The sequence below is a fragment of the Streptomyces poriferorum genome, assembly GCF_019399235.1.
Taxonomy (GTDB): Bacteria; Actinomycetota; Actinomycetes; order Streptomycetales; family Streptomycetaceae; genus Streptomyces; species Streptomyces poriferorum.
The window spans coordinates 1-24,606 of sequence record NZ_JAELVH010000023.1 but is presented as its reverse complement, the minus strand read 5'-3'; the positions used below and the strand labels follow the sequence as shown (position 1 = coordinate 24,606).

Annotated in this window: 25 protein-coding genes and 2 pseudogenes; 17 read left to right on the top strand and 10 right to left on the bottom strand. The window is 71.7% G+C overall.

The annotated features are described in order from the left end of the window. Positions 1-100 precede the first annotated feature (100 nt). The 5 genes and pseudogenes from JGS39_RS06835 (at position 101) to JGS39_RS06815 (ending at position 5,786) form a co-directional block, all read left to right on the top strand. Complete coding sequence (locus JGS39_RS06835) at positions 101-865, top strand: peptidoglycan recognition protein family protein (RefSeq protein ID WP_219567814.1); 765 nt, start codon at positions 101-103, stop codon at positions 863-865. A gap of 62 nt (positions 866-927) precedes the next feature. Next, on the top strand, positions 928-1,548 hold the full coding sequence (locus JGS39_RS06830) for a GNAT family N-acetyltransferase (protein ID WP_219567813.1): 621 nt from the start codon (positions 928-930) through the stop codon (positions 1,546-1,548). A gap of 140 nt (positions 1,549-1,688) precedes the next feature. Beyond that, on the top strand, positions 1,689-3,899 hold the full coding sequence (locus tag JGS39_RS06825) for an MMPL family transporter (protein ID WP_219567812.1): 2,211 nt from the start codon (positions 1,689-1,691) through the stop codon (positions 3,897-3,899). Positions 3,900-3,904: 5 nt separating this feature from the next. Then, entirely contained in the window at positions 3,905-5,092 is a 1,188-nt protein-coding gene (locus tag JGS39_RS06820) for a sensor histidine kinase (protein WP_219567811.1), read from the top strand. Position 5,093: 1 nt separating this feature from the next. Beyond that, positions 5,094-5,786: pseudogene (locus JGS39_RS06815) on the top strand (response regulator). On the opposite strand, the gene JGS39_RS06810 reads toward JGS39_RS06815, so the two are convergent. The 3 genes from JGS39_RS06810 to JGS39_RS06800 all read right to left on the bottom strand — a co-directional run bounded on the left by JGS39_RS06810 (position 5,744) and on the right by JGS39_RS06800 (position 7,851). Further along, on the bottom strand, positions 5,744-6,004 hold the full coding sequence (locus tag JGS39_RS06810; protein ID WP_219567810.1) for a hypothetical protein: 261 nt from the start codon (positions 6,002-6,004) through the stop codon (positions 5,744-5,746). The pseudogene JGS39_RS06815 and the gene JGS39_RS06810 overlap by 43 nt on opposite strands. Before the next feature lie 186 nt (positions 6,005-6,190). After that, positions 6,191-6,529 (bottom strand): P-II family nitrogen regulator, encoded by a 339-nt coding sequence (locus JGS39_RS06805; protein ID WP_219567809.1) that lies wholly within the window; start codon positions 6,527-6,529, stop codon positions 6,191-6,193. Continuing rightward, on the bottom strand, positions 6,526-7,851 hold the full coding sequence (locus tag JGS39_RS06800) for an ammonium transporter (protein WP_308120217.1): 1,326 nt from the start codon (positions 7,849-7,851) through the stop codon (positions 6,526-6,528). The genes JGS39_RS06805 and JGS39_RS06800 overlap by 4 nt, the downstream gene beginning before the upstream one ends. A gap of 176 nt (positions 7,852-8,027) precedes the next feature. Between JGS39_RS06800 and JGS39_RS06795 the strand changes: the two genes are divergently transcribed. Then, on the top strand, positions 8,028-8,447 hold the full coding sequence (locus JGS39_RS06795) for a PadR family transcriptional regulator (RefSeq protein WP_219567807.1): 420 nt from the start codon (positions 8,028-8,030) through the stop codon (positions 8,445-8,447). Next, positions 8,428-9,021, top strand: a complete 594-nt coding sequence (locus tag JGS39_RS06790; protein WP_219567805.1) for a DUF1700 domain-containing protein — start codon at positions 8,428-8,430, stop codon at positions 9,019-9,021. Before JGS39_RS06795 ends, JGS39_RS06790 begins: the two co-directional genes overlap by 20 nt. A 318-nt stretch (positions 9,022-9,339) precedes the next feature. Here JGS39_RS06790 and JGS39_RS06785 read toward each other — a convergent pair whose 3' ends face one another. Then, the gene (locus tag JGS39_RS06785; RefSeq protein ID WP_219567804.1) at positions 9,340-9,795 is read right to left on the bottom strand and encodes an Lrp/AsnC family transcriptional regulator; all 456 of its coding nucleotides are present in this window, start codon (positions 9,793-9,795) and stop codon (positions 9,340-9,342) included. A 102-nt stretch (positions 9,796-9,897) separates the two neighbouring features. Between JGS39_RS06785 and JGS39_RS06780 the strand changes: the two genes are divergently transcribed. Continuing rightward, the gene (locus tag JGS39_RS06780) at positions 9,898-10,854 is read left to right on the top strand and encodes an SMP-30/gluconolactonase/LRE family protein (RefSeq protein WP_219567803.1); all 957 of its coding nucleotides are present in this window, start codon (positions 9,898-9,900) and stop codon (positions 10,852-10,854) included. Positions 10,855-11,109: 255 nt separating this feature from the next. On the opposite strand, the gene JGS39_RS06775 is transcribed toward JGS39_RS06780, so the two are convergent. Continuing rightward, the gene (locus tag JGS39_RS06775) at positions 11,110-11,544 is read right to left on the bottom strand and encodes an organic hydroperoxide resistance protein (protein ID WP_219567802.1); all 435 of its coding nucleotides are present in this window, start codon (positions 11,542-11,544) and stop codon (positions 11,110-11,112) included. 94 nt (positions 11,545-11,638) lie between these two features. On the opposite strand from JGS39_RS06775, the gene JGS39_RS06770 reads away from it, so the two are divergent. The 5 genes from JGS39_RS06770 to JGS39_RS06750 all read left to right on the top strand — a co-directional run bounded on the left by JGS39_RS06770 (position 11,639) and on the right by JGS39_RS06750 (position 16,549). Then, a complete protein-coding gene (locus JGS39_RS06770; protein ID WP_219567801.1) occupies positions 11,639-12,580 on the top strand; it encodes an LLM class flavin-dependent oxidoreductase in 942 nt (313 codons plus the stop codon). Beyond that, on the top strand, positions 12,577-13,254 hold the full coding sequence (locus tag JGS39_RS06765; RefSeq protein WP_219567800.1) for an alpha/beta fold hydrolase: 678 nt from the start codon (positions 12,577-12,579) through the stop codon (positions 13,252-13,254). Before JGS39_RS06770 ends, JGS39_RS06765 begins: the two co-directional genes overlap by 4 nt. Positions 13,255-13,286: 32 nt before the next feature. Beyond that, positions 13,287-13,967, top strand: coding sequence for a winged helix-turn-helix transcriptional regulator (locus JGS39_RS06760; RefSeq protein WP_219567799.1), 681 nt, complete (start codon positions 13,287-13,289; stop codon positions 13,965-13,967). Positions 13,968-14,213: 246 nt separating this feature from the next. After that, complete coding sequence (locus JGS39_RS06755; RefSeq protein WP_219567798.1) at positions 14,214-15,500, top strand: LAETG motif-containing sortase-dependent surface protein; 1,287 nt, start codon at positions 14,214-14,216, stop codon at positions 15,498-15,500. A gap of 275 nt (positions 15,501-15,775) precedes the next feature. Then, on the top strand, positions 15,776-16,549 hold the full coding sequence (locus JGS39_RS06750; protein WP_219567797.1) for a polysaccharide deacetylase family protein: 774 nt from the start codon (positions 15,776-15,778) through the stop codon (positions 16,547-16,549). A gap of 4 nt (positions 16,550-16,553) precedes the next feature. Here the strand turns inward: JGS39_RS06750 and JGS39_RS06745 are convergent, their stop codons facing one another. Beyond that, positions 16,554-17,375 carry a helix-turn-helix domain-containing protein gene (locus tag JGS39_RS06745; protein ID WP_219567796.1) on the bottom strand — a complete coding sequence of 274 codons (822 nt, stop codon included), beginning with the start codon at positions 17,373-17,375 and terminating at the stop codon, positions 16,554-16,556. Positions 17,376-17,530: 155 nt separating this feature from the next. Here JGS39_RS06745 and JGS39_RS06740 point away from each other — a divergent pair, with 155 nt between their 5' ends. The 3 genes and pseudogenes from JGS39_RS06740 (at position 17,531) to JGS39_RS06735 (ending at position 18,559) form a co-directional block, all read left to right on the top strand. Further along, entirely contained in the window at positions 17,531-17,950 is a 420-nt protein-coding gene (locus JGS39_RS06740) for an SRPBCC family protein (protein ID WP_219567795.1), read from the top strand. Between the two features lie 98 nt (positions 17,951-18,048). After that, positions 18,049-18,203, top strand: a pseudogene (locus JGS39_RS40645) (MarR family transcriptional regulator); the annotation flags it as partial. Positions 18,204-18,220: 17 nt separating this feature from the next. Beyond that, positions 18,221-18,559 (top strand): hypothetical protein, encoded by a 339-nt coding sequence (locus JGS39_RS06735; protein ID WP_219567794.1) that lies wholly within the window; start codon positions 18,221-18,223, stop codon positions 18,557-18,559. A 97-nt stretch (positions 18,560-18,656) separates the two neighbouring features. Here JGS39_RS06735 and JGS39_RS06730 read toward each other — a convergent pair whose 3' ends face one another. From JGS39_RS06730 to JGS39_RS06720, 3 genes are all read right to left on the bottom strand, one after another. Then, on the bottom strand, positions 18,657-19,892 hold the full coding sequence (locus tag JGS39_RS06730; protein ID WP_219567793.1) for a hypothetical protein: 1,236 nt from the start codon (positions 19,890-19,892) through the stop codon (positions 18,657-18,659). A gap of 61 nt (positions 19,893-19,953) precedes the next feature. Then, entirely contained in the window at positions 19,954-20,463 is a 510-nt protein-coding gene (locus JGS39_RS06725) for a SigE family RNA polymerase sigma factor (protein ID WP_219567792.1), read from the bottom strand. Between the two features lie 913 nt (positions 20,464-21,376). Further along, positions 21,377-21,721, bottom strand: a complete 345-nt coding sequence (locus JGS39_RS06720; RefSeq protein WP_219567791.1) for a hypothetical protein — start codon at positions 21,719-21,721, stop codon at positions 21,377-21,379. Between the two features lie 263 nt (positions 21,722-21,984). Here JGS39_RS06720 and JGS39_RS06715 point away from each other — a divergent pair, with 263 nt between their 5' ends. Further along, positions 21,985-23,727, top strand: a complete 1,743-nt coding sequence (locus JGS39_RS06715; protein WP_236063362.1) for an acyl-CoA dehydrogenase family protein — start codon at positions 21,985-21,987, stop codon at positions 23,725-23,727. A 317-nt stretch (positions 23,728-24,044) separates the two neighbouring features. Here JGS39_RS06715 and JGS39_RS06710 read toward each other — a convergent pair whose 3' ends face one another. Beyond that, positions 24,045-24,260, bottom strand: coding sequence for a DUF6243 family protein (locus JGS39_RS06710; protein ID WP_219567789.1), 216 nt, complete (start codon positions 24,258-24,260; stop codon positions 24,045-24,047). Positions 24,261-24,606: the final 346 nt, after the last annotated feature.

Genomic DNA, 24,606 nt, shown 5'->3' with positions numbered 1-24,606 from the left:
GCGGGCTGCCCGCCCTGAGCGGCGCGCGGTCCGGACCTGCGGTTTCACCCGATCGGCCACCGTATCTGCGCGCCGGGCACAGAGGCCGCAGGGTGGTCCCATGTGGCTCCGTCACCGACTCTGGCCGGCCGCCGCGGTCCTCCCGCTCACCCTTCTGGTGCTGCGGGACGCCCCGGTGCGTTTCGCAGCGCCCCCACCGCAGGCCCAGGTCCACGAGCGGGCGCGCGGGGTGGCGCAGCCGACGATCGTCACCCGGGCGGCCTGGCACGCGGACGAGGGCATGGTGCGGGAGCACGCGGTCTACACGGGCGCCGTGCGGGCGGTCTTCATCCATCACACGGGCGAGTCCAACACCTACGACTGCGCCGACGTGCCGCGCATGCTGCGGGCGGTCGAGGAGTCCCACATCAAGGGCAACGGCTGGGACGACATCGGCTACAACTTCCTCGTCGACCGGTGCGGCACGATCTACGAGGGCCGGGCCGGAGGCATCACGCGACAGGTCCGCGGGGCGCACACCACGGGCTTCAACGCCGACAGCGTGGGCATAGCGGTGCTGGGCAACTACGGGCGCGGGGCCGAGGTGCCGAAGGCCATCGTCCGGGCGCTCGCCGAGGTGGCCGCGTGGAAGCTGCGGCCCGGGGCCGATCCGCAGGGCAGGGTGCGGCTGGTCTCCACGAACGACGCGAGCCGGTACGCGAAGGGCGAGGCGGCCGTGCTGCACGTCATCTCGGGCCACCGTGACGCCTACCAGACCAACTGCCCCGGCGAGGCGCTGTACGCGAAGCTGCCCGCGATCCGGGCCGCGGCGGCGGCCCTGCGCCAGGCCCGGACGGGCACGGCGGACGCGGAACCGCCGCACTGAGCCTGTTTCGTACTAGTGCATATTGCTTTTAGGCCTAGTTCGAAATGGGCTAGCATGCCGGCATGTCTGCCACGACCCCGCTTCCCGTGACCCTGACCGGCCGCCACGTCCGCGTCGAACCGCTCTCCCCGGACCACCTCGACGACCTCTTCGCCGCCGGCGGAGGTGACGACGAGGTCTGGCGCTGGCAGGGCGGACCGACCCCGCGCACCCCGCAGGAGCTCGGCGAGAAGCTCACGGAGCTGCTCGCGAACGGGGCGTACGTCCCGTTCGCCGTCATCCACCGCGCGAGCGGACGGGCGGTCGGCTGGACCACGTACATGGACATCGACGCGGCCCACGAACGCCTGGAGATCGGCTCGACGTGGTACGGCCGCGCCCACTGGCGCTCGGCGGTCAACACCGAGACGAAGCTGCTCCTGATCGGCCACGCCTTCGAGGAACTGGGCATGGGGCGCGTGCAGTTGAAGACCGACCACCTCAACGTCCGCTCCCAGGAGGCGATCGCCCGGCTCGGCGCCCACCGCGAAGGGGTGCTGCGGCGCCACCGCCGCCGTCCCGACGGAACCTGGCGCGACACCGTCTACTTCTCCCTGCTCGCCGACGAGTGGCCCGAGGCGAAGGCCCGCCTGGAGGCACGGGTGGAGGCACGGGTGGAGGCACGGCTGGAGGCCCGCCCCTGACCTCTGGCTGATCCGTACGCGGCCGGCTGCCGACTCCCGTACGGGGGCAGGCCCCCGGGTCCGTGTCCACCGGCCGGTGGACCCCGGGTTCCACCGGCCGGGGCTGCCGGGCGAAGGGCCCCGCGAACCAGCATGGACGCATGAGAACGCGACCCGTACGTATGGCCCGTTGGAGCGCCCGGCACCCGTGGCGCGCGATCGTCGGCTGGTTCCTCTTCGTGCTGCTGTGCCTCGGCGCGGGCATCGCCGCCGGCAACAACCCCGCCACCACCAAGGACTTCTGGGTCGGCGAGGCGGGCCGTGCCGAGTCGATGGCCACCGACGCCGGACTCCAGCGCCGGCCCACCGAACACGTCCTGATCCGCGCCAGGTCGGGCCCCCTGGACCCGGAACGCGCCGACGCGGCGGCCCGCGACCTCACCGCCCGGATGGACGCGCTGCCCGAGGTGGCCGACGTGGCGCCGCCCGTCCGCTCCGAGGACGGCACGGCCCTGCGCGTGACCGTGGTCATGAAGGGCGCCGAACTCGACGCCCGGAAGAACGTCGTCCCGCTCCTCGACCGGACCGCGCAGGTGGCCGACACCCACCCGGACCTGATCGTGGAGGAGACCGGATCGCCCGCCATCAGCAAGGGCGTCAACGACCAGCGCGGCGAGGACCTCGCACTGTCCGAGCGCCTCTCCCTGCCGGTGACGCTCGTCATCCTGCTGATCGTGTTCGGCTCGGTCGTCATGGCCGGTGTGCCGCTGCTCCTGGCGCTCTCCTCGATCGCCGCGACGATGGGCCTGGCCATGCTGGCCTCGCACCTGATGCCCGACCCCGGTGTCGGGACCAACATGATCCTGCTCATGGGCCTCGCGGTCGGCGTCGACTACACCCTCTTCTACCTCAAGCGCGAACGTGAGGAACGGTCCCGGGCAGCCGGGCGCCTCAGCTCCGAAGCGCTCGTGGAACTCGCCGCGGCGACCGCGGGCCGGGCCGTCGTGGTCTCCGGCCTCGCCGTGATCGTCTGCACCGCCACCCTCTACCTGGCCACCGACGTCATCTTCTCCTCGCTGGCGACCGGCACCGTCCTGGTGGTCGCCGTGGCCGTCCTCAGCTCGCTCACCGTGCTGCCCGCGCTGCTCGTGAAGCTCGGCCACCGCGCCGAACGCCGTGCCGCGAAGAAGTCCGCCCGGCGGGCGGAGCGGGGCGCGCCGGTCGTGACGAAGACGGCGAAGCCCGAGAACGGCCGGGTCTTCGGCGCCCTCATGCGGCCCGCCCGGCGCCACCCCGCGATCACCCTCTGCGTCTCGGTCCTGGTCATGCTCGCCGTGGCGGCGCCCGCGCTGGGCCTCAAACTTGTCGACCCCGGCCGGGACACCTTCTCCCGCGACATCCCGGCCATGCAGGTGTACGACCGGCTGACCACGGCGTTCCCCGAACTTCTGGTCAAGCACGAAGTGGTGACCCGCGGCACCCCGGAACAGGCCCCCGAGGTCAGGAAGGCCCTGACCGAACTCGGCCGGACCGCCCAGGCGGACCCGCTCTTCTCCCGCACCGGCGAGCCCGTGGTGCGCACGTCAGCCGACGGCCGGACCAGCGTGCTGGAACTGGCGGTGCCGCACCCGGCGCCCTCCGACGAGGCGATCACGTCGCTGGACCACCTGCGCGACCGCTACATCCCGTCGACCGTGGGTGAGTTGACGGCGGTGGACACGGGGGTCAGCGGTGACGTGGCCCGCGGCCAGGACTATGTGCACCACGAGCGGAGCAAGCTGCCGCTGGTGATCGGATTCCTCCTGCTGCTCACCTTCGTCACGACCGCGGTGGCGTTCCGCTCGGTGATCGTCGGCCTGCTCGGAGTCGTACTGAACCTGCTTTCCGCGGCCGCCGCGCTCGGCGCACTCGTCCTGGTCTTCCAGGGCACCTGGGCCGAGGGCCTGCTGGACTTCGACTCCCTCGGCGCGATCGCGTCCAGGGTGCCGCTCTTCCTCTTCGTGCTGCTGTTCGGCCTGTCGATGGACTACCAGGTCTTCGTCGTCAGCCGGATCAAGGAGGCCATGGACCACGGGATGACGGCCCGCGAGGCGGTGCTCGACGGCATCGAGCGCTCGGCCAAGGTGGTGACGAGCGCGGCCCTGGTCATGGTCACGATCTTCGCGGCCTTCGTCTTCCTGCACCTCACCGAGATGAAGCAGATGGGCTTCTGCCTGGCGGTCGCGGTCCTGCTGGACGCCGTGGTCATCCGGATGATGATCCTTCCCGCCGCCCTGCTGCTCCTCGGCGAGCGTGCCTGGCGCCCGCTCCGCCGCAGGCCCGGCAGCGTCCCGTCGGCCCCCGCAGACCTGCCCGTCCCCCACGTAGGCTGACGGGCATGCTTCAACGGCCTCGGCGCGGCGATCCCGTCTGGATCTGGGTGCTTCACGGGTGGGAGGTCTTCTCCTGGGGGCTGATCGCCCTGGTCACCCTGATCACGATGGCGGGCGGCACCCCCACGGACCGCAAACTCGGGATCCTCGCGCTGACGGCCGTGCTCGCCCTCTGCTACGGCCTGGTGCGTACGCGCCCTGCCGGGCAGCCGGCGGCCGGATACGGCTACCTCTGCGCCCTCGTCGTCGTGCTGGGGCTGCTCTCGTACCTCGGTGACGGCTTCGGGGTCTTCTACACCGTGACGCTCACCCAGTTCATCGTCTTCGCGGACAGCCCCCGGGGCGCCGTCCTGTTCACCGGCCTCGGCGCCCTGGCGATCACCCTCGGCGGCAGCCTGCGCGAGGGCGGGCAGCCGGACGTGTTCCTCACGAACACCATCTCCTCCCTCGGCGTCTGGGCGGTGGCCGTCGTGATGGCACTGCTGACGCCCCGCGCGCTGGCGCAACGCGACGAACGAGCGGCTCTGCGCGCCGAGTTGAAGAGCACCCAGCTCGAACTGGCCGAGGTCTACCAGCGCCAGGGCGCGGCCGAGGAACGCGAACGCCTGGCCCGGGAGATCCACGACACCCTCGCCCAGGGCTTCGCCTCCATCATCGTGCTCGCCGAAGCGGCCAGGTCACAGCTGGCCGTGGACGTCGACCGCAGCGCCCAGCAGCTCCAGTCCATCGAGCAGACGGCCAGGGAGAACCTCGCCGAGGCCCGGGTCCTGGTCGGCGCCGCCCCCCGCAGCGGCGTGGCCCCCGGATCGGTCGCCGTGACGCTCCGCCGCACCCTGGACCGCTTCACCGAGGACACCGGACTCGACGTGACGGCGGACCTCGCCGACATCGACTGCGACCGGCCGACCCGGATCGCCCTGCTGCGCTGCACCCAGGAGTCCCTGGCCAACGTCCGCAAGCACGCTGCGGCGACCACCGTCGGCGTGGTCCTGGCGCACGGACCCGACACCGTCGAGCTGGAGATCACCGACGACGGACGCGGGTTCGTCGTCGAGGACTCCCACGGTTTCGGCCTGGACGGCATGCGCAAACGGCTCGCCGAGTTCGGCGGCGGCCTCACCGTCACCAGCTCGCTCGGTGACGGCACACGGATCCTCGCCACCATCCCGCTCGCCCCCGACAGCCAGGAGTGACATGACATCCGATACGGACACCGCGCCCCCGCTGCGGATCATCCTGGCCGACGACCACACGGTGATGCGCGCCGGACTCGTCGCGCTGCTCTCCTCGGAACCCACCGTCGAGATCGTCGGCGAAGCGGGCGACGGCCGCGAGGCGGTCCGGCTCGTCGAGCGGCTCCGCCCCGATGTGGCGCTGCTGGACCTGCGGATGCCGGTACTGGACGGGGTGGGCGCCACCCTGGAGATCGTCGCGGGCGAGGCCCCGACCCGGGTACTGATCCTGACCACGTACGACACCGACGCGGACATCGAGCGGGGCGTCGAGGCGGGCGCCACCGGTTACCTCCTCAAGGACGCCACCCGTGAGTAGTTGGTCGACGCGATCCACTCGGCGTCCCGGGGCGAGACGGTCCTGGCCCCGCGGGTGGCCCAGCGCCTGGTGGCCAGGATGCGCCGTCCCGTACCCGTCACCCTGACCGCCCGTGAGTCCGAGGTGCTCCAGGCGGTCGCGGACGGGCTGTCCAACGTGGAGATCGGCCGCCGGCTGTTCATCGGCGAGGCCACGGTGAAGACCCATCTGCTGCGGATCTTCGCCAAGCTCGATGTGAACGACCGCACGCGCGCGGTGGTGGTGGCGCTGGACGCGGGCCTGCTGCGGCGGAGTCAGGACCTGCCCTCCGGATCAGGCCGCGCTCGCGAGACCTGATCCGAGGTCCGGTCCTCGCCCCCGGGGGAGGGCGCCGCCCAGCCGCGCAGATCAGCCGGGAGCAGCGAGCCGATCCGGGCCCGGGCATCGTCGGTGGTCTGCGGTTCGGTGGCCGTCCGCAGCAGGCCGAGGTGGGCCTCGGCGGTCTCGGCGACGGACGTCAGCCGCTCGGCGGCGTCGATCCGTACGGGCGTCCGCGCCGCACGGTCGCCCCGCACCGGCTGCCGGGGGAGTCGCGCGTCTCTCCGGGAGCGTCAACCGGCGGTGCAGAACGGCCCGTTGCCCTGATGGAGGAGGCAAGTGCTTCCTTCCACCGGGGCACGCAGGACCGGGACCCGGCCCACGTGCCGCGCAGGACCGGGACCGGCATCGCCCCGCGGTCTCCGCCATGCCGCAAGGGTCAACTACAGCGCGTCCGGTCCCCGCTCGCCCGTGCGGACCCGCACCACTGTTTCGACCGGCTGGGTCCACACCTTGCCGTCGCCGATCCGGTCGGTGCGGGCGGCGCGCACGATCGCGTCGACGACCGCTTCGGTCTCCGGGTCGGCGACGACGACCTCGATGCGGATCTTGGGCACCAGGTCGACCCGGTACTCGGCGCCCCGGTACACCTCGGTGTGGCCGTGCTGCCGCCCGTAGCCGCTGGCCTCGGTGACGGTGAGGCCGTGCACGCCCAGGTCCCGCAGCGCGGTCTTCACCTCGTCGAGGCGGTGCGGTCTGATGACGGCGGTGATGAGCTTCATGAGGCGGAGTTCCTGTCCTTGGAGAGCGGCGTCGGCCGGGCGGGCAAGGCCTGCGGAGCGCCATGACCCAGGGCGCCGTGATCGTAGGCGCTCTCCGCGTGCAGTGTCTGGTCCAGGCCGGTGAGCTCCTCGTCGGCGGAGGCCCGCAGACCCATGAACCGGTCGACGGCCTTGCCGATCCCGTACGTCATGAGGAAGGTGTACGAGGCCACGGCCAGTACGGCGACGGCCTGCCGGGCGAGCTGGCCGAACCCGCCCCCGTACAGCAGACCTTCCGCGCCGCCGGTCATCGCGGCCGTCGCGAACAGGCCGATGAGCAGGGTGCCGACGATGCCGCCGACGAAGTGCACGCCGACGACGTCGAGCGAGTCGTCGTAGCCGAAGCGGAACTTCCAGGCGACCGCGTACGAGCAGATGACGCCCGCCGCGAGGCCGACCGCGGCGCCGCCGAGGATGCCCACGGTGCCGCAGGCGGGGGTGATCGCGACCAGCCCGGCGACCGCGCCGGAGGCGGCGCCGAACGTGGTGGGGTGGCCGTCGCGCTTCTGCTCGACGAAGAGCCAGCCGAGCAGTCCGGTGCAGCCGGCGACCAGGGTGTTGAGCACCGAGGCGGCCGCCAGTCCGTTGGCGCCGAGCGCGGAGCCGCCGTTGAAGCCGAGCCAGCCGAACCAGAGCAGCCCGGCGCCGAGCATCACCATGGGCAGGTTGTGCGGGCGCATCGCGTCCTTCCTGAACCCGATGCGCGGCCCCACGACGAGCGCGAGCGCCAGTCCGGACGCCCCGGACGCGATCTCCACGACCAGCCCGCCGGCGAAGTCGAGCGCGCCCAGCGAGTCCTTGATCCAGCCGCCTGGGCCCCACACCCAGTGGGCGACGGGGGCGTAGACGAGCAGCGTCCACACCGGCACGAGGACGAGCCACGCGGCGAACTTCGTACGGTCCGCGATCGCACCGCTGATGAGTGCCGCGGTGACGATCGCGAAGGTCAGCTGGAACGTGGTGAACAGCAGGGTCGGCACGCTGCCGGTCACGCTGTCGGGCCCGATGCCGGCCATCGCGACGTGCCGCAGATTCCCGACGAGCCCGCCGAACGCGTCGTCGCCGAAGGCCAGCGAGTATCCGGCGAGCAGCCACACTACGGTGACGAGAGCGATCGAAACGAAGCTCATCATCAGCATGTTGAGTACGTTCTTCGTGCGGACCATGCCGCCGTAGAAGAGTGCGAGCCCGGGCGTCATCAGCAGAACGAGTGCGGTGGCGGCGAGCAGCCAGGCGGTGTCACCTGTGTCGATGCCGGCCGCGGTCACGGTCACGGGGGTCACGGGGGAGTTCCTCCTCGGGGCGCGTGCGGTGCGGGCGACTGAGAGCGTGACCGGTGCGCGTTTCGTCGGAGGGACTTGGATGTTTCCGCCGCATTTCATTGCGCGGGAGTTGCCGAGATCTCACGGCTGCGGACAGCTGCGGAAGCGGCGCCTCCCGGGCTGGTATCTTGCATTGCATGGAACCCGGTAAGGCAAGTGGACAGCCGAGTGACCGGACCCCGGGCAGGATCGAGAGCCAGCTGCTCAAGGGAGTGCTGGAGTACTGCGTCCTCGCGCTGATGCGGGACGAGGCGAAGTACGGGGTCCAACTGCTGCGTGAGCTGGAAGAGACGGGTGCGCTGGCGACCGGCCAGGGCACGGTCTATCCCCTGCTGTCACGGCTGCGGCGGGAGGAGCTCGTCGTCACGACCTGGCGGGAGTCGACGTCCGGGCCGCCGCGGCGCTACTACGAACTGTCCGAGGCCGGTCATGCCGCCCTCGCCCGGTTCACCGCTGTCTGGCCGGGCTTCCGGCACGCCGTCGACCGCGTCGTCATACCGGGCAAGGGGCCCGGTATGCATAAGGAAGGGCGCCACCGTGAAGACCAAGACCGATGAAACGCTGACGCGCGAGTACCTGGCGGCAGTCGAACGCGAGACGTCGACGCTGCCGGCCGCCGCCCGCCAGGAACTCGTCGCCGACCTCGGCGAGCACATCGCGGTCGCGCTCGCCGAACGGCCCGGCAGTGTGCACGAGATCCTGCGCGAGATGGGCGACCCGCGCGCGATAGCGGCGACCGCCTTCCAGGAACTCGGCGGGACCCCGGCCGCACCTGCCCCGAGCCCCGGCCGCCGCCGCTCCCCGGTATGGCTGTCGCCGGCCCTTCTGGTGGCGGGCGATGTGCTGCCGTACCTCGGAGGCGTCGTCCTCGCCTGGATCGGCATCGCCGCCAGGATCGCCGCGGTCGTGATCGTGTGCCGGGCCCGCTACTGGACGGCGGCCCAGAAGTGGACCGGACTGACCCTTGCCGTCATCGTCCCGGTCGTCGCGCACCTCATCTGGTACTTCTCCCCGGTTCCCCACCACGGCAGCGCGGCGGAACCCGTGGCGCGCTGGACGCTCGTGGCCGTGGTGTTCCTGCTGACGCTGGCGGGCGCGGGGACGCTGTGGCGGAACCGGCGCCGCGCGTAGTCGTGCCGCAACCGGCGGTGTCACGGCACCGCGCCTGACTCCCGGCCATGGACGAACGGGAGTTGACCGCATCGGGCCGGGCCGCACCGCCGGTGGGCCCGGCGGAGCCGTCCTGGGCGGGCCGGTCGTCGCCGTCACCCGCCGGCCGGACGACCGGCGCGCCGCCGCGGTCGACTGGGCGGCGGCCGCGACCCGGGTCGGCGCGGTGCTGCCCGGCGGCTGCGAGGACCTGGCCGAGCGGTTCGCGTGGTCCGGGTGCCGGCCTGGCGCCGCCCGCCTCCCGATGCACAGGTGTACCGGGAGAGACCTGCCGCTCCGCTACCCCGCCGCCCCGGCCCCGTACGGGGAGGCGGGGCGTTCGAAGAGGGACTCCAGCACGATCGTGGCCCGGGTTCCGTTGACTCCGTCGATTGCGTGGATCCGGCGCAGGACGTCCTGGAGCTGCTCGGTGCTCGCGGTCCTGACCTTCACCAGCACCGAGGCGTTCCCGGCGATGATGTGGGCTTCCACGATCTCGGGGAGCGCCGCGAACTCCGGGGCCGTATCGCCCATCCAGCGGGTGGAGTCGACGGTCACGTACGCCAGCACGCCGTACCCCAGTGCCGATGGGTCGACGTCGGCCGTGGTGCGCCGGATCGCGCCGTGTTCCCTGAGCTTGCGGACCCGTTCGTGTGCCGCGCCGGTGGAGAGGCCCACTGCCTGGCCCAGTGCTGCGTAGGACTGTGTCGCGTCCTGCTGGAGCTGCTCCAGCAGGGCCCGGTCTATGTGATCCACGACTCTCCATTCGGCTTCTGGTTGTGGTGACCATATCTCATCCGACATTCTTCGAATGAGGCCGAAGGTTGTTCGGTCTCTTGTCGGAAGGGATGGACGTCCATGACCATCGAGCGCCCCGAACTGTACGAGAGCTTCGACGACCGGTTCCGGACCGGGCGGTGCATGAACGGCGATGACGGTCTCGAAGTCCTTTACAGCGGCTGCCGTTGGGCGGAGGGGCCCGTCTACGTGCCTGCCTGGCGGCAGTTGGTATGGAGCGACATCCCGAACGACCGGCTGCTGCGCTGGGACGAGGAGACCGGTGCGGTGGGCGTCTTCCGGCGGTCCGCGGGGCATCCGAACGGCAACACGCTCGACCGTGAGGGCCGGCTCATCAGTTGTGAGCAGGGCAATCGGAGGGTGACGCGGACCGAGCACGACGGCACGGTGACGGTGCTGGCCGCCCACTGGCAGGGCAAGCGGCTGAACAGTCCCAACGACGCGACGGTGAAGTCCGATGGGTCGATCTGGTTCTCCGACCCGGACTTCGGCATCACCAGCGATTACGAGGGCTACCGCGCGGACAGCGAGATCGGCGCCAACAACGTCTACCGCATCGACCCGGCCACCGGTGAAGTACGCCTGGTCGCCGACTGTTTCGGCGCACCGAACGGGCTGGTGTTCTCCGCGGACGAACGGCAGCTGTTCGTCTCCGACACCCGGGCCGGGTTCATCCGTGTCTTCGACGTACGGGGCGACGGCACCCTGTCGGACGGCGAGGTCTTCGCCGCCGCCGGGGCGCGCGCCGCGGCCCGGTTCGACAACCTGCGCTTCGACGACGGCGGCCGGCTGTGGGCCGCCGCCATGAATGACGGGGTGCATTGCTACGACCCGGACGGCACGCTGATCGGCCGGCTCGCCGTCCCGGAGGCGGTGGCCAACATCTCCTGGGGCGGGGCCAAGCGCAACCGGCTCTTCATCGCCGCCGAGACCAGCCTCTACTCCGTGGTCATGGGCGTCACGGGGACCCACCCGACGGGCCCCGGGCGCAGGCCGTGGCTGGACCCGCGGGGCTGAACGAGCCGGGTACGGATCCGCCGGGTGCCGTGACGCACCCCCCGGATCCGTACCCGGGCGGGGTGAGGCGGTGAACGTCGCGGGTCCGTACCCGGGCTGGGTGCCGTGACACACCCCCCCCGGATCCGTACCCGGGCAGGGTGACGCGGCGAACTCCGGGGGTGCGCTCACTCGGTCACACGAAGAAGCACGGGTAACTCGCCGACTTCCTCCAGGTGCGCAGGGGTCAACTGCGGCCCGAGGGCGTCGGGCTGGTTACACCGCCGCGCCGTCCACCATCAGTGTGACGTCGATGTTCCCGCGCGTGGCGTTGGAGTACGGGCACATCAGGTGAGCCGTACGGACGAGGTCCGCACGCTGCTCGGCATCGCCCATCGACGGCAGGGCGATGTCGAGTCCGACGGCCAGTCCGAACGCACCGGTCCCGCTCGGGACGAGGGCCACCCGTGCGTCGACCTCCGCGTCGTCCGCGTCGAGGTTCCTGCTCCGCCCCACCAGGGACAGCACCGTCGCGAAGCAGGCGGCGTAGCCGATCGCGAACAGTTGCTCGGGGTTGGTCCCCTCGCCGTCGCCGCCCAGCTCCTTCGGCTGCCTCAGGTCCACCTCCAGCCGGCCGTCCGTCGTCCGTCCGTGGCCCTGCGCGCGGCCCCCGGTCACATGCGCCTCTGCCGTGTAAAGCGGCTTCGTCATGCCGTTCCCCTCCCATGGACTTCCCGAATATGAACTGTATGCTTCAAAAACAGGAAGCTCAAGATGTGAAGCTCAAGAGATATGGGGAGACGCGATGACGGGACCTCGGATCGGCTACTTACTTCCCACCCGGGACCTGGCAGTCCGTGAAGAGCAGGAGTTGGGCCCCCTGATCCGGCAGGCGCGGCTCGCCGAGAGGCTGGGGTTCGACTCCGTCTGGGCGGGCGACAGCCCCGTCACCCGGCCCCGCGCCGATCCGCTGCTGGTGCTGGCGGCCGTGGCTGCGGCCACGGAACGGATCACGCTCGGCACGGCCGTACTCCTGGCCGGTCTGCGGCATCCGATTCTGCTGGCACACCAACTGGCCACCTTGGACCGGATCTCCGAGGGCCGGCTGATCGCCGGCCTGGGCGCCGGGTTCCCGCACGCCAACACCGAGGCGCAGTTCACCGCGGTCGGCATCGACTTCGAACGCCGGGTCAGCCGGCTGACGGAGTCCATCGAGGCGATGCGACGGCTGTGGATCCCGGAGCCGGCCTCGTTCAAGGGACGCCACTTCGACTTCCACGGAGTGACCCTGGCGCCCGGTCCGGTCCAACTCGGCGGCCCGCCCATCTGGTTGGCCGGGTCCGGCGAGAAGGCCCTGCGGCGCGTGGCACACCAGGCCGACGGCTGGCTGCCCTACCCGCCCTCGTCGCGGACGTACGCGGACGAATGGGCCATCGCCCGGCGGGCACCGCGGCCGGTCACGCCCGCCCTGTACGCGACGGTGTGTGTGGACGAGGACCCGGAGCGGGCCCGCCGACGGCTGCGGACGAGCATCGAGCGCTACTACAACGCGCCCCTGGAGTACGTCGAGAGCGTGCAGGCGATGTTCGCGGGGCCGGCCCGCGAAGCCGCCGCCTGGCTGCGCGGGTACGACGCCGCCGGTGCCCGTCACCTGGTGATCCGGCTCGCCGTCGACGACCACGCCGCGGCGCTGGAGGAGTTCGCCGACGGAGTCCTTCCACTGCTGCGCCGGGGAGGCCGGGCGTGACCACCTTCGTGCTCGTCCACGGCGCCTGGCACGGCAGTTGGGCCTGGGAGCGCGTCACCCCGATCCTTCTCGCGGCGGGCGCGCGCGTCGTCGCTCCCGATCTCACGCTCGACCGCGACGTCGGACTGCGTCACCACGTCGACGAGGTGGTCACGGCGATCGACGCCACGGCCGGTGAGGAACTGGTGCTCGTCGGCCACAGCTACGCGGGCCTGGTCGTCCGCCAGGCGGCGGACCGCAGACCGGAGCGGGTGGCTCACCTCGTGCTGGTGGAGGGATGGGCGGGACCGGACGGGGCCGGCCTGGCACAGCTGGCCCCGGACTGGTTCATGGCCGCGATGCGTGCGAACGCCGGGGACGGCTGGTGCGTTCCCGCCCCCGCCCCGGAGTCGTTCGGCATCACCGAACCCGGCGAGGCCCGCCGGCTGGAGCGGCGACTGCGCGGCCAGCCGCTGCGCACCTTCACCGAAGCCACCCGTCTGACCGGGGCTGTTGACCGGATCCCCGGCACGGGCGTCCACTGCCGTCCGGCGACCTTTCCGTTCGCCCGGTTCGCCGCGGAGCTCGGGTACCGCGACATCGCCCTGGACGGCCCGCACGACGTGATGCTGACCGATCCCCGGAGCGTCGCGGACGTGCTGCTGTCCTGTACGACGACGCCGGCGACGCCTTAAGGAAAATGAAGTCCGAGGTCTAGAATGAGGTAGTGGACCAGCGAACGTACAACCAGTACTGCGCGACCGCGCGCACCCTTGACCTGGTGGGCGAGCGCTGGACACTGCTGCTCGTCCGCGAGCTCCTGACCGGACCCAAGAGGTTCGGTGATCTGCAGAAGAGCCTGCGCGGGATGGGCACGGGGCTGCTGGCGGCCCGGATGAAGCACCTCGAACGCGAGGGCCTGGCCCGCAAGATCACGCTTCCCCCGCCCGCCCGCACCCCCGCGTACGCACTCACCGAAGCGGGCGAGGAACTCGGCCCCGCGGTGCTGGCGCTGGCCCGGTGGGGCACGAAGTGGGCGATGGGGGAGCGGCGGGAGAGCGAGACCTTCCACCCCGGCTGGGCGGTGCTCGGCATGGAGGCCTACTTCGACGCGGAGGCCGCCGGGGGTGTGCGTGCGGTCTACGAGTTCCGCGTGGGCGACGAGGTGTTCCACGTACGCGTCGACGACGGCGTCATCGAAGCGCTGCACGGGCCGGCCCAGCATCCGGACGCGGTGGTCGAGGCGGACGAAGCGGCCTTCGCCGCACTGGCGGAGGGCCGGTCGAACCTCGCCGACGCCATCGAGGAGGGGGCCTTCTCCGTATCCGGTGACCGGCAGGCGCTGAACCGGCTGCCCCGTCTGTTCCGCAGGCCGTCCGCCGCGGACCGGCACCCGCCCGCCCCGTAGGACGCCGCGGGCACTCGCCCCTTTCGCGATCATGTGGCGTTCCTCACGAGGAATGACGGGGCGGCGAAGGCAACTGCACCCATTCGTCTCGTGTGTCCGTACCGCCGCCCCGGCTTCGGCCGGCGTGCGTGAAGAAATGGTGATGACTGACCGCTGACCTGGTCATACGATCACCTCGAGTCGCCTGTGCGTGCCCCATTCCGCCGCGACCCCTTCTTCTCCGTCTTCGTATCCCGAAGGGCCCTTGTGACGATTCGCCGGATTCTTGCCACAGCTGTTGCCGCAGCGGTGACGACGCCTGTCCTTCTGCTCTCGGTCACCCCCGCGTTCGCCGACGCCAAGCCGCCTGCGCAGACCCAGCAGAAGCCGTCCATCGCTGAGCTGGAACTGGCCGCCGCCGCGGCCAAGATGGCGTACGACAACGCCGTGGCGGCCGAGGACGCCGCGATCGAGGCGCTGGAGGCGCTCGACGCGGACACCCACCCCCTCGTCATCGCCTACACGGCCGCCAAGGCCGCGGCGGCCGACGCCGCCACCGCGAAGACCGAAGCCGACCAGGCGGTCGTCGACGCCCGGGCGGTGCTCGAAGGCCTCCTGGAGACGGCCACCGAGGCGGAGCGGACCGCCGCGACGACGGCGCTCGCCGAGGCGGAGGGCGCCGCCGTCACCGCCGGCGAGGCCAAGACCGCCGCCGACGTCAAGTACACGGAGGCCGGGGACGCGTGGAGCGACGCCCGCGTCGCCGCGGCCCGGGTGATCGGCCAGGCCCAGAAGGCCACCAAGCAGGCGCTCGCGGACCTGACCGCGGCCGACGAGGCGCTGGCCGAGGCGAAGAAGGAGGCCGAGGAGGACAAGGAGGACGAGGAGTGCGACTCCGTCTCCGAGCCCCGTCTCACCACGGTCATCACGGGCCTGCCCACCACCGTCGTGGCCGGTACGAAGGTCAACTTCAACCTCCGGGTGACGAACGGTTCCGACCGGACGATGGACGAGGTGCTTCCGTTCGCCTACGTCCACGCGACCGACACGAGCGGCCTCGACAGCATCGACGACCTGGTGCGTGTGCAGTGGTCGTCCGGCTCGTCCTCGAAGTGGAAGACCGTCGACAACAAGCACTACATGGACGCCATCAGCCCGCTGAAGGCCGGTGCCCACGTCGACGTCAAGATGCGCCTCACCATCGACGCCTCGGCCCCCGCGGGCAACGGTGTCACCTTCGTCGCCGGTGACTACGTCAACGACGACGGCACCTGCGGCGGGAACCCGGACCTGGAGGGTTACGAGTTCATGATCGCCGCCGCGGGCAGCAAGCCGGGCAGGACCGACGACGCCAAGCCGGGCAAGACCCGTCCGAACACCTCGGACATCAACACGCAGACCGGCTCGTCGGCCAGTCCCGCGAGCGGCACCCTCGCCGCCACCGGCTCGTCCTCCGCGACGCCCCGACTCGCCCTCGCGAGCGGTGCGGCCGTGGCGGTCGGCGCGGGCGCGATGTTCGTCGTACGCCGTCGCAGGACCGGCTCCCACGTCTGACGCAGGACCGAACTGCCCACCGCACGCGGTCAGTCCGAGGCCCGGCACCCATAGGGGCGCCGGGCCTCCGGCATGTCCGCCCCCGCACCGCCCTGTCTCGCGCCGCACCGCATCGCCCCGCACCGTCCTGCCCCGCTCCCGTCGCGGAATCTCTGCCTTTGTCGCCGCCCGCCTGCAGGTTTGTCCGCGAACGGTAACCGAGGCAGCCTGCGGAGGCGTTCCTGTGTCTTGATGGGTGCACGGCATCGGCGGAGCGTACAAAGGGGCGGGCGGACATGGCGAAGCACAAGGGCAGGGCATGGCATGTCCGGCTTCTCGCAGCGGCGCTCGGGGTGACCGCGATGGCCGCCGGTGCCTCCGTGTGGACCGCGCAGGCGGGTACCGCCTCCGCGGGACCCCGGGCAGGCATCTCCTCGGAGGCCAAGCCGCAGGAGCGGGTGAGCGCGGTGGCGGTGGACATCGCGCACGCCTCGGACCGCGGCGCCAAGGGCGTCAACATCACCATCGACGACGGACCGGACCCGAACTGGACGCCGCAGGTGCTGCAACTGCTCAAGGACAGCGGCGTGAAGGCCACGTTCTGCATGGTCGGCACGCAGGCCCAGGCGTACCCGGACCTGGTCAAGGAGGTTGTGGCGGACGGGCACCGGCTGTGCAACCACACCGTCTCGCACGACACCGCGATGGACACCAAGTCCGAGGCCTACCAGTCCCAGCAGATCCTGGATGCCGAACGCATGATCACCAAGGCGTCCGGAGGTGTGCGGCCGCAGTACTACCGGGCCCCGGGCGGCGCGTTCACCCCGTACAGCCGGAAGCTCGCCGCGTCCCGGGGGATGCGGCCGCTGGGCTGGAACGTCGACACCAAGGACTTCGAGCGGCCCGGCGTGGACACCATGGTGGCCACCGTCAAGAGCGAGATCTCCAACGGGCCCACCGTCCTCTTCCACGACGCGGGTGGGGACCGCTCCCAGACGCTGGCCGCTCTGCGCCAGGTCCTGCCCTGGCTGAGGGAGCAGGGATACGCGTTCGGCTTCCCCGTGCGGTGACCCGTCAGGACGACCGCGGGGCCAGGAGCCGCCGCAGCGCCGTCGGCGTGTGGCCGAGGTGCTGACGCATGGTCCGGCAGAGGTGCGCCTGGTCCGAGAAGCCCAGGTCGGCGGCGAGGCCGGCGAGGCTGTCCTCGCCCGCGTCCAGCCGGTCGAGGGCCCGGCCGATACGGACCCGGTTGCGGTAGCGGGTCAGGGAGACGCCCAGCTCGCGGGTGAAGGAGCGGCTCAGGCGGTACGGCGAGACGCCGAGGAGCTCCGCGAGCGACAGCAGCCCCGCGGACGCGGGATGGGCCGCGCCGATCGCGTGCCGGGCCGCGGTGACGAGCTTCGCATCGTCCCGGCCGGGACGGACGGCTGCCGGTACGGCCCCGTCGACAGCCCGGCCGACGGTGACGGAGAGCAGGCCGAGGAGTTCCTCGGTCACCGCATGGTCCACGTCGCCCGTCCGGGCGGACGCGAGGACGCGGCGGTGGGCCAGGTCGAGGCCCGCGCCCACGTACACGCTCTGCCGGGCCGGGCGCGCGTCCTCACCCGCCACGACCCGCCACAGTGCCGGCGTCAGGCTGATCGAAGTGCACACGTCACCCCCGTCGGCGGGGTGCGCGAAGTGTTCCTCCTCGCCCGGGACGCCGAGATAGGCCACCGTCCGGTCGACGTCGACCGGAGTGCCGGCCGTCCGCCTGCGGAACCGGCCCCGGCGCACGAGCACCACGCGGTAGTCCTCGCGCACCTCCGCCGGCGACCACCGGGTGTGGTCGTCCAGGCAGTTCACCGCGGTGATGCGGAACCCCGGCCGGGCGGCGAGATCGGTGAAGGTGAGCACACCCGAACGCTACGCCGGGGGTCGGACAGTCGCCCCGCGCAAGAATCTTCAAGACCGGGACCGGGCCCGACGAGCAGGCTGGGCGCACCGCTGTTCGAGCTGCCCCGCCACTTGCGTCCGGGCAGTCACCCGACTGGAGAAGACGAGAAGACCACATGGCTCACATCCGCAAGGAATTCCTGATCGACAACGCCCCTGAGAACGTCTGGGAGGCCCTGCGCGACGTCGGAGCCGTGCACGCGCGCCTCGCGCCGGGCTTCGTCACGGACACCCGCATGGAGGAGGACATCAGAATCGTGACCTTCGTGAACGGTGTCGTCGCGCACGAACTGCTCGTCGACATCGACGAGGAGGCCCGCCGCGTGGCGTACGCGGTGGTCGGCGGCTCGCTGGCGCCGAAGCACCATCACGCCTCCATGCAGGTGTCCGCCGACGCCGACGGGCGCAGCCGTTTCGTCTGGACGATCGACGTGGCGCCGGACGAACTGGCGGGCCCCATCGGTGAGATGGCCGAGCAGGGCGCGCTCGTCATGCAGAGGACGCTGAACGCCGCCCCGGCGCCGACGGGCGCGTAGCCGCTGACGGGCCGGCGCGTATCCGTCGCCCGGCCCGGACGGCCGGACTGTCCCGGTACGACTCGGCCCTCCGGGGACTCGGGGACTCGGGGACTCGGGTGGAGCTGTCGGACGCGGGCCGGGCCGCGCTCGAAGCGGAGCGCGGCCGTCGGGCCGGCTGGCTCGCTCAGGCCATCGAGCCGAACTCACGTATGAGGAGCGGACGTTGCTGGCCCGCAGCGCCACTCTCCTGGAGCGCCTGGCCACCCGGTAGGCACGGTCACGGTCCACGTGCCGCGCGAACACACCGGGCGCCGCGCCGGCCCGGCGTACTGCAACGGGTACCTGGGCAGCACCGAGGGCAACGACTCCAACCGGGATGCCGCCGGGGGCGGCTTCGAGAGCGACGGCGACAAGGCCTCGTCCTTCCTCGACGCGGGCATCACCGGCAGCTACGGCATCGTGAAGTTCTACCGCCTCGCGGACTACGGTGGCGGCTGCAACTGCCTGGACGCGAACGAGTTCTTCCTCGGCAACCTGTCCCGGCACACCTTCAGCGACGGGGCCAACATGAACAACAGCATCCGGCCCCACAAGTGGGTCGAATGCTGCGACCGCTTCATGCACTGACGGGACGCCGCCCTCGAGCCCGGGAACCCGGAAGGCCGAACGCCCGGACGGCCCACCGGCCTTGTGCCGGTGGGCCGTCCGTCGGGGGCGGGCCTGCCTACTTCCGCCACACCTTGCTGGTGGCGATCTTCCGCAGCTGAGCGAGGGTCAGAGCGGGCTCCGCACGGGTCGCGGCCTCGTTCTGGTTCCCCGCATTGAACGCGGAGATCACTACACGGAACCCGTCGGGGCGCATCGTGTCGGCCAGCCTCATCTTCACGCCGGCACCGCCCTTCTCGCCCGGTCCCTCATGGGTGACGACCTTCGTGCCGTCCGGCAGGACCTCCGTGCCGGCTCCGAACAGGTCGCCTTCGACGCCGGACATGTCCGGCTGCACGTTGATCTGCACGAAGCTCTTGCCCCGGCCGTCGTCGACCACCACGTACGCGTACTCCGCCTCCTGCTTCCCGGACGCCGTCACCGTCAGACCGTCGGGGAGCTGCGCGGTCAGCCGTGCCAGGATCACGGCGCCGCTCAGGCCCTTCGGGGTCTGCTGCGCGGGCGGCTGTTCCTGAGGCTTGGGGAGGGACGCGGCGATGGAGCGCCACTCCTTGGCGCGGACCAGTGCCTTCATCCGGTCCAGGGACAGCGGCGGGGTGGCACGGCTGACCGGGGCGCCCTTCTCCGCGGGCGCGTTCCACTCGGACAGCGCGATCCGGTATCCCTCGGGCGTCAGCAGGTCCGCGTACCACCACTTGGTCTCCTCGCGGCGGTCCGGGTACTCCCAGCCCTTGAACAGCACGAGGCGCGAGCCGTCCTTCAGCGAGGTGGCTGAGCAGGTCTCGAACGTGTTGACGTTGCTGTCAGGGCAGGAGAACTCGTCCTCGTTCAGCCGGCCGGGGTTCTCCCGGCTCAGGGACACCGACAGGGCGGCCTTCCCGTGGCCGTCGTCGTACACGACGGAGGCGGCCGCCGGGTGGGGGCGCTTCTTGTCCTTCGTGCCACCGGCCGTGCTGACCGGCGGTTCACTGAGCTTCCCTTCCGGCAGCAGAGCCGCGAGCACTCCGGCCACCTGGGAGAGAGCCGCAGTCGGTGCCCCGACCTCGCCGGCGTCCTGCGAGGAGCCGAAGCCCCCCGTGACGAACGATCCGCCGAGCCCGATCACCGCCAGTGCCGCCACGCTCCCGGTCACCGCGGCGCTGCGGCGCAGCACCGACCGGCGCCGGCCGCGCGCGACCCCGCCGTCCACGAGAGGCCTTCCTGCGGCGGAGAACTCCTCCCCCGCCTCCTTCATCGCCGCGCCGAGACCGTCCTCGAAGGACTCCCGGTCCTTCATGCCACCGTTTTCGAGCATGCCGATCACCACCGTCCCCACACCTGTGGAAAAGAGGAACAAGAAAGAAGAAAAAGAAGACTCAGCGCACGGCCAGCTCGCCGATGCTGCCGCCGAGTTGCTCACGCAGCCGGGCAAGCGCCCGGGTGCTCCGGGTGCGTACCGCGGCCGAGCTGACGTGCAGCGCGTCCGCGGTCTCCGACACCGACCTGTCCTCCCAGTAACGCAGCACGATCACCGCCCGGTCCTTGGGCGGCAGCTCGCGCAGCGCGTCGAGGAGCGTCATCCGCAAGGTCGCGTCGCCCGCGGACTCGCCCGGACGGTCCGGCAGCTCGCCGCTCGGCCGTTCCCCCGCCGATCTGCGCCGCCGGTGTCCGAGATAGCAGCGCACCAGCACGGTCTGCGCGTACGCCGCGGGGTTCCCGAGACGCGACGTGCGCCCCCAGATCACATACATCCGGCCGAGTGTCTCCTGCACGAGATCCTCGGCGAGATGTGTGTCCCCGCCGGTCAGCAGGCACGCCGAACGGAACAGATGGCCCATACGGGCCTCCGCGAACTCGCGGAACGCACCTTCCTTGGACTGCCTCAACCGTCACCCCCTCTCGCCTACACCCTCTTAGATGCGGTGGCCGCCGGGAAATGTTTCACATCGTGCGGCCGAGGCGTCGTGGACATGTGGCCCGTCGGTCGCGCGCCCGGACGCCCGAACCCCGCACCCTTGCCCCGCCCGTGGAGAGGACGCCCCGATGGCCCAGCGAACTTCCGCCCTCGGCGCCGGCGCCACCACCGAGTTCGGGACGTACGTCGTCAGGCTGTTGCCGGAGGCGGTGAGCAGCGCGGCCAAGCAGGAACGCGAGGACGTCGGTACGGGGAGTGCGCTTCCCGCGCTCGTGGCGGGTGACTCGGCCGCAGGTTCCGCTGTCGACCCCCCCCGGGACGAGGGCTTCCGGCACGCTCGGCGGTTCGATCGGGGTCCGTGGGACGTCCGTGCGGGGCATCGACGACAGGGGGGACGGTGCGGCGGGAACCCGGACGACGAGCGGGAGATCGAAGCCGTCCGGCGGGAGGCCCGGGCAGGACCGGGCCAAGAAGAAGCTGCACCGCTGCTCCCCGGGCTCTCACGCGATGAGCCAGTCGGAGTTCGCGGCGGTCGCCCCCGAGCCTTTGGGGGCCCAGCGGAATGCGGCCGCAGGAGGCGAGGACGAGCTCGGCGGCCGAGCCCTGCGCGGAGGCGAGCTCAGCGACCGAGCCCTGCGAGGCGGCGAGCCAGGCGGCTGCGCGGCGGCGAGCTCAGCGGCCGAGCCCTGCGCAGAAGCGCCGGCCGCTTGCCGGCCTCCGCCGGCAGCCGGGGCGGACATCGCGCCGGGCACGGGCAGGCGGGTGGAGCGGGCGCCGTCGTGGCCGACCGAGAGGCGCGAGGAGCGTCCGTCGGTGGCGTGGTGGTCAGAACGCGGCGGGCCGGTGCGGCGGTGGGGCCGACGGCCCCACCGCCCACGCCGGGCTCAGGAGAAGACGACCGAGCGCACCAGCAGTCGCTCCGAGGCGCCACCGCCCGGGCGCAGGGTGAAGTAGGCGTCACCCGTGCAGTCCGCTTCGAGGAACACGGTGGCCACCGCGTCGGTGCGGTTCTTGGGTGCGTACGCGGCGGACCCCGGCTCGGATCCCGGCCCCTGGATGTTGATGCACGTAGCGCTGTCGGGGTCGTTCATGAAGCCGACGGCCTCGTAGCCGTCGGAGGTCATGTACGTGTAGCGGAACTGGCCGTTGGCGGCCGAGGCCGAGCCGGCGGTGGCGAGGAGCAGGACGACGGCGCCGGCCGACGCGGCCAGGGAGGAGCGGAGACGCATGGGGGTGTTCACCTTTTCTCGGACGTACGGAGATCAGGGCAAGCGCTGCCCGGACCGCCTGCGGGGTAACCGCCGCGTCGCCCGAACGAAGTGTGCGGAATCGTTCCTCCCGGGCATTCGGCCCTGCCGGGACCCGGACGGGAGGCGATGCGGACACACGGAGATCGTTTCCGTGAACCGGTCCGCTCGTTGGGTCGGACATAATGATCAACACCGATACATGCGTGCAGACCGACGAACAACTTGCCCCTCGGCTGCCTGAGTTGACCGACATCCTCTTCCGGGACGGAGGCGGGGGCCCGGACGCCCACGGTCTCTGGCGCAAGGTGATCTCGACGGACCGGTTCCGCCATCGCGTCCATATGCGTGCCGAGGAGCGGTGGCAGCTGTCGTACGACCGGCTGCGCGCCCTGAACGAAGAGGTGCTGTGCCCGGAGTCCCTGGCCCGGGACCCCCGTGGGCTGGCCGCCCTGCACGAGTGGACCTCGGTGGTGGACGGGGCCACGGCCACAGTGGCCGGAATCCACTACAACCTCTTCCTCGGCAGCCTGCTCGACGACGACACCTCAGCGGCGCGTGACCTCACCGGGTTCGCCGCACTGACCCGCACAGGAACCTTTCTGTGCACCGAGCGCGCGCACGGCAACGACGCGGCCGCGCTGGAGACCACCGCCCGCTACGACCGCGAACGTGACGAGTTCGTGCTGCACACCCCGCACGAGGGCGCGCAGAAGTTCATGCCCAACACCAGCTCCGCCGGCGGGCCGAAGACGGCGGTGGTCGCGGCCCGGCTCCTGGCCGACGACAGGGACCATGGCGTCTTCCTGTTCCTCACCCCGCTGAGCGACCGCGACGGAACGCTGCCGGGCATCACCGTGACCGTCCTGCCCGAACGCGTCGGCAGCTCCGTGGACCACTGCGCCACCGGCTTCGACCGGGTACGTCTGCCCCGCACCGCCCTGATCCAGGGGGAGCACGGCGAACTGCTGCCGGACGGCACTTTCACCAGTGCCGTGGGCAGCCCGCGCAAGCGGTTCCTGCACGCGATCCGCCGGGTGACGGTCGGAAAACTGTGCATGAGCGCGAGCACCCTCGGAGGCAGCCGCGCGGCCCTGGCGATCGCGGTCCGCTACGCGGGCATCCGGCACATCTCCGGCCCCTCCGCCGGACAGCGCCTCCCGCTGGCCGCGCACCGCAGCCATCACGCCCGGCTGCTCACCTGCACGGCCACCGCCTACGCCATGACCTTCCTGCACCGTGCCGTCACCGACCGCTGGATCACCCACGCCCCCGAGGACCGGGCCGACAGCGAACGGCTGGTCGCGGTGGCCAAGGGCTGGATCACCTGGCAGGCGCGCGAGATCACGATCGAGAGCCGGGAGCGCTGCGGTGCCAGGGCCCTGTTCCCGGTGAACGGGATGGCCGAGTTCGCCGCGAACGTGGACGGAGCCATTACCGCCGAGGGGGACAACCTGGCGATCTGGTGCAAGGCCGGGGCCGAGATGATCTTCGGTCACCCGATGCTCCCAGCACCGCCGCCGGCGACCGGCCAGGAGTCCCTGACCGACCCCGCCTTCCTGCGCCGGGCCGTCTTCGCCGCGGAGCGCCATTGGCACCTGGCCGCGCGGCGGGACCTGCGCGGCGGAGCCGGGGGCGACGCCCTCGGCCGCTGGAACCACGCCTCCGCCGCCGCCCTCGCCCTCGTCGAGACGTACGCGTTGGGCCAGGCCGCCGATGCCTTCGCCACGGCCTGCGCCGGCGTCACCGACCCGGGCACCCGCGCCACCCTGGACGACCTGCGCGCACTGTTCCTGCTCGACCGGCTGCCCGCGCTCAGCGGGCTCCTGCTGGTCGAGAACGCACTCACCACCGACCAGGTCCGCGCCCTCCCCGACACGGTGCGCGCGCTGACGTCCAGACTCGCCCCGCATCTGCCGACGCTGACGGAGGCCTTCGACATCCCGGAGGAGTACCTGACGTCGCTGCCGATGCTGACATCCGTCTGAACGGGACACAGGCGGCGAGACCCGAAGGCGAACCCGGGAGTCCGGGAGGCCGGGAGACCGGCAGTCCGGCAGTCCGGCAGTCCGGGAGTCCGGCAGTCCGGGAGACCGGGAGACCGGCAGTCCGGCAGTCCGGGAGACCGGGAGACCGGGAGACCGGGAGAGGGGCGGGCCGGGAGGGCGGTCCGGCCGAGACCGCCGCGCCACATCGGGCCGCGTCTCACGGATCAGACCCCGGGGACAGCAGCAGGGCCCGGGACCGCGCGTGGCGGTCCGGGCCCTGCCCTGTGTGGTGCGTGCCGCCCTGCGGCGGCGGTGCGTCAGCTCTCGGCGGAGTCGTCGCCCGTCTGCCCGGAGCCCTCGGCCGAGCCGGCCTTCTCGCGCATCTTGCGCACCAGCTCAGCCTTCCGGTCGGCTGCGCCCTGGCGGTCGAGGTTGCGGTGCGGGCCGTTGTTCTGGCGTTCGGTGCGGGACAGCCGCTTGCGCTTGCCGCCACCCATACCCACGGGGTTGTTGATGTTCTTGCTCACGGTCATGGGTTCTCCAGGTCATGAAGTGAAGTGCTCTACGGATTCATCGGTGGGGGACGGGCGGCGACGTCGAACGACATCAGCAGGAGCCCGTCGCGCTCTCACTCGTAAATCGGCGTCTGGAAGAACATGACAAAGACGTTACCCGGTTCCGCCGACTCCGCACACCAACCGTTTGGGGAGCGCGACGCCACTCGTTCTCTGCCGCGGTCCGGCGGGCCTCGGCGGCGCCCCCTGAGCGGCGGCTCGTGACCAGCGCGGCGACGAGCGCGGACGGGGTGGCCGCCACGGAGGACCGGGGCCGGGCGAGAGGTCAGCCGGGGCCAGAGGTCAGGCGGGTGGGGTGTCGGGG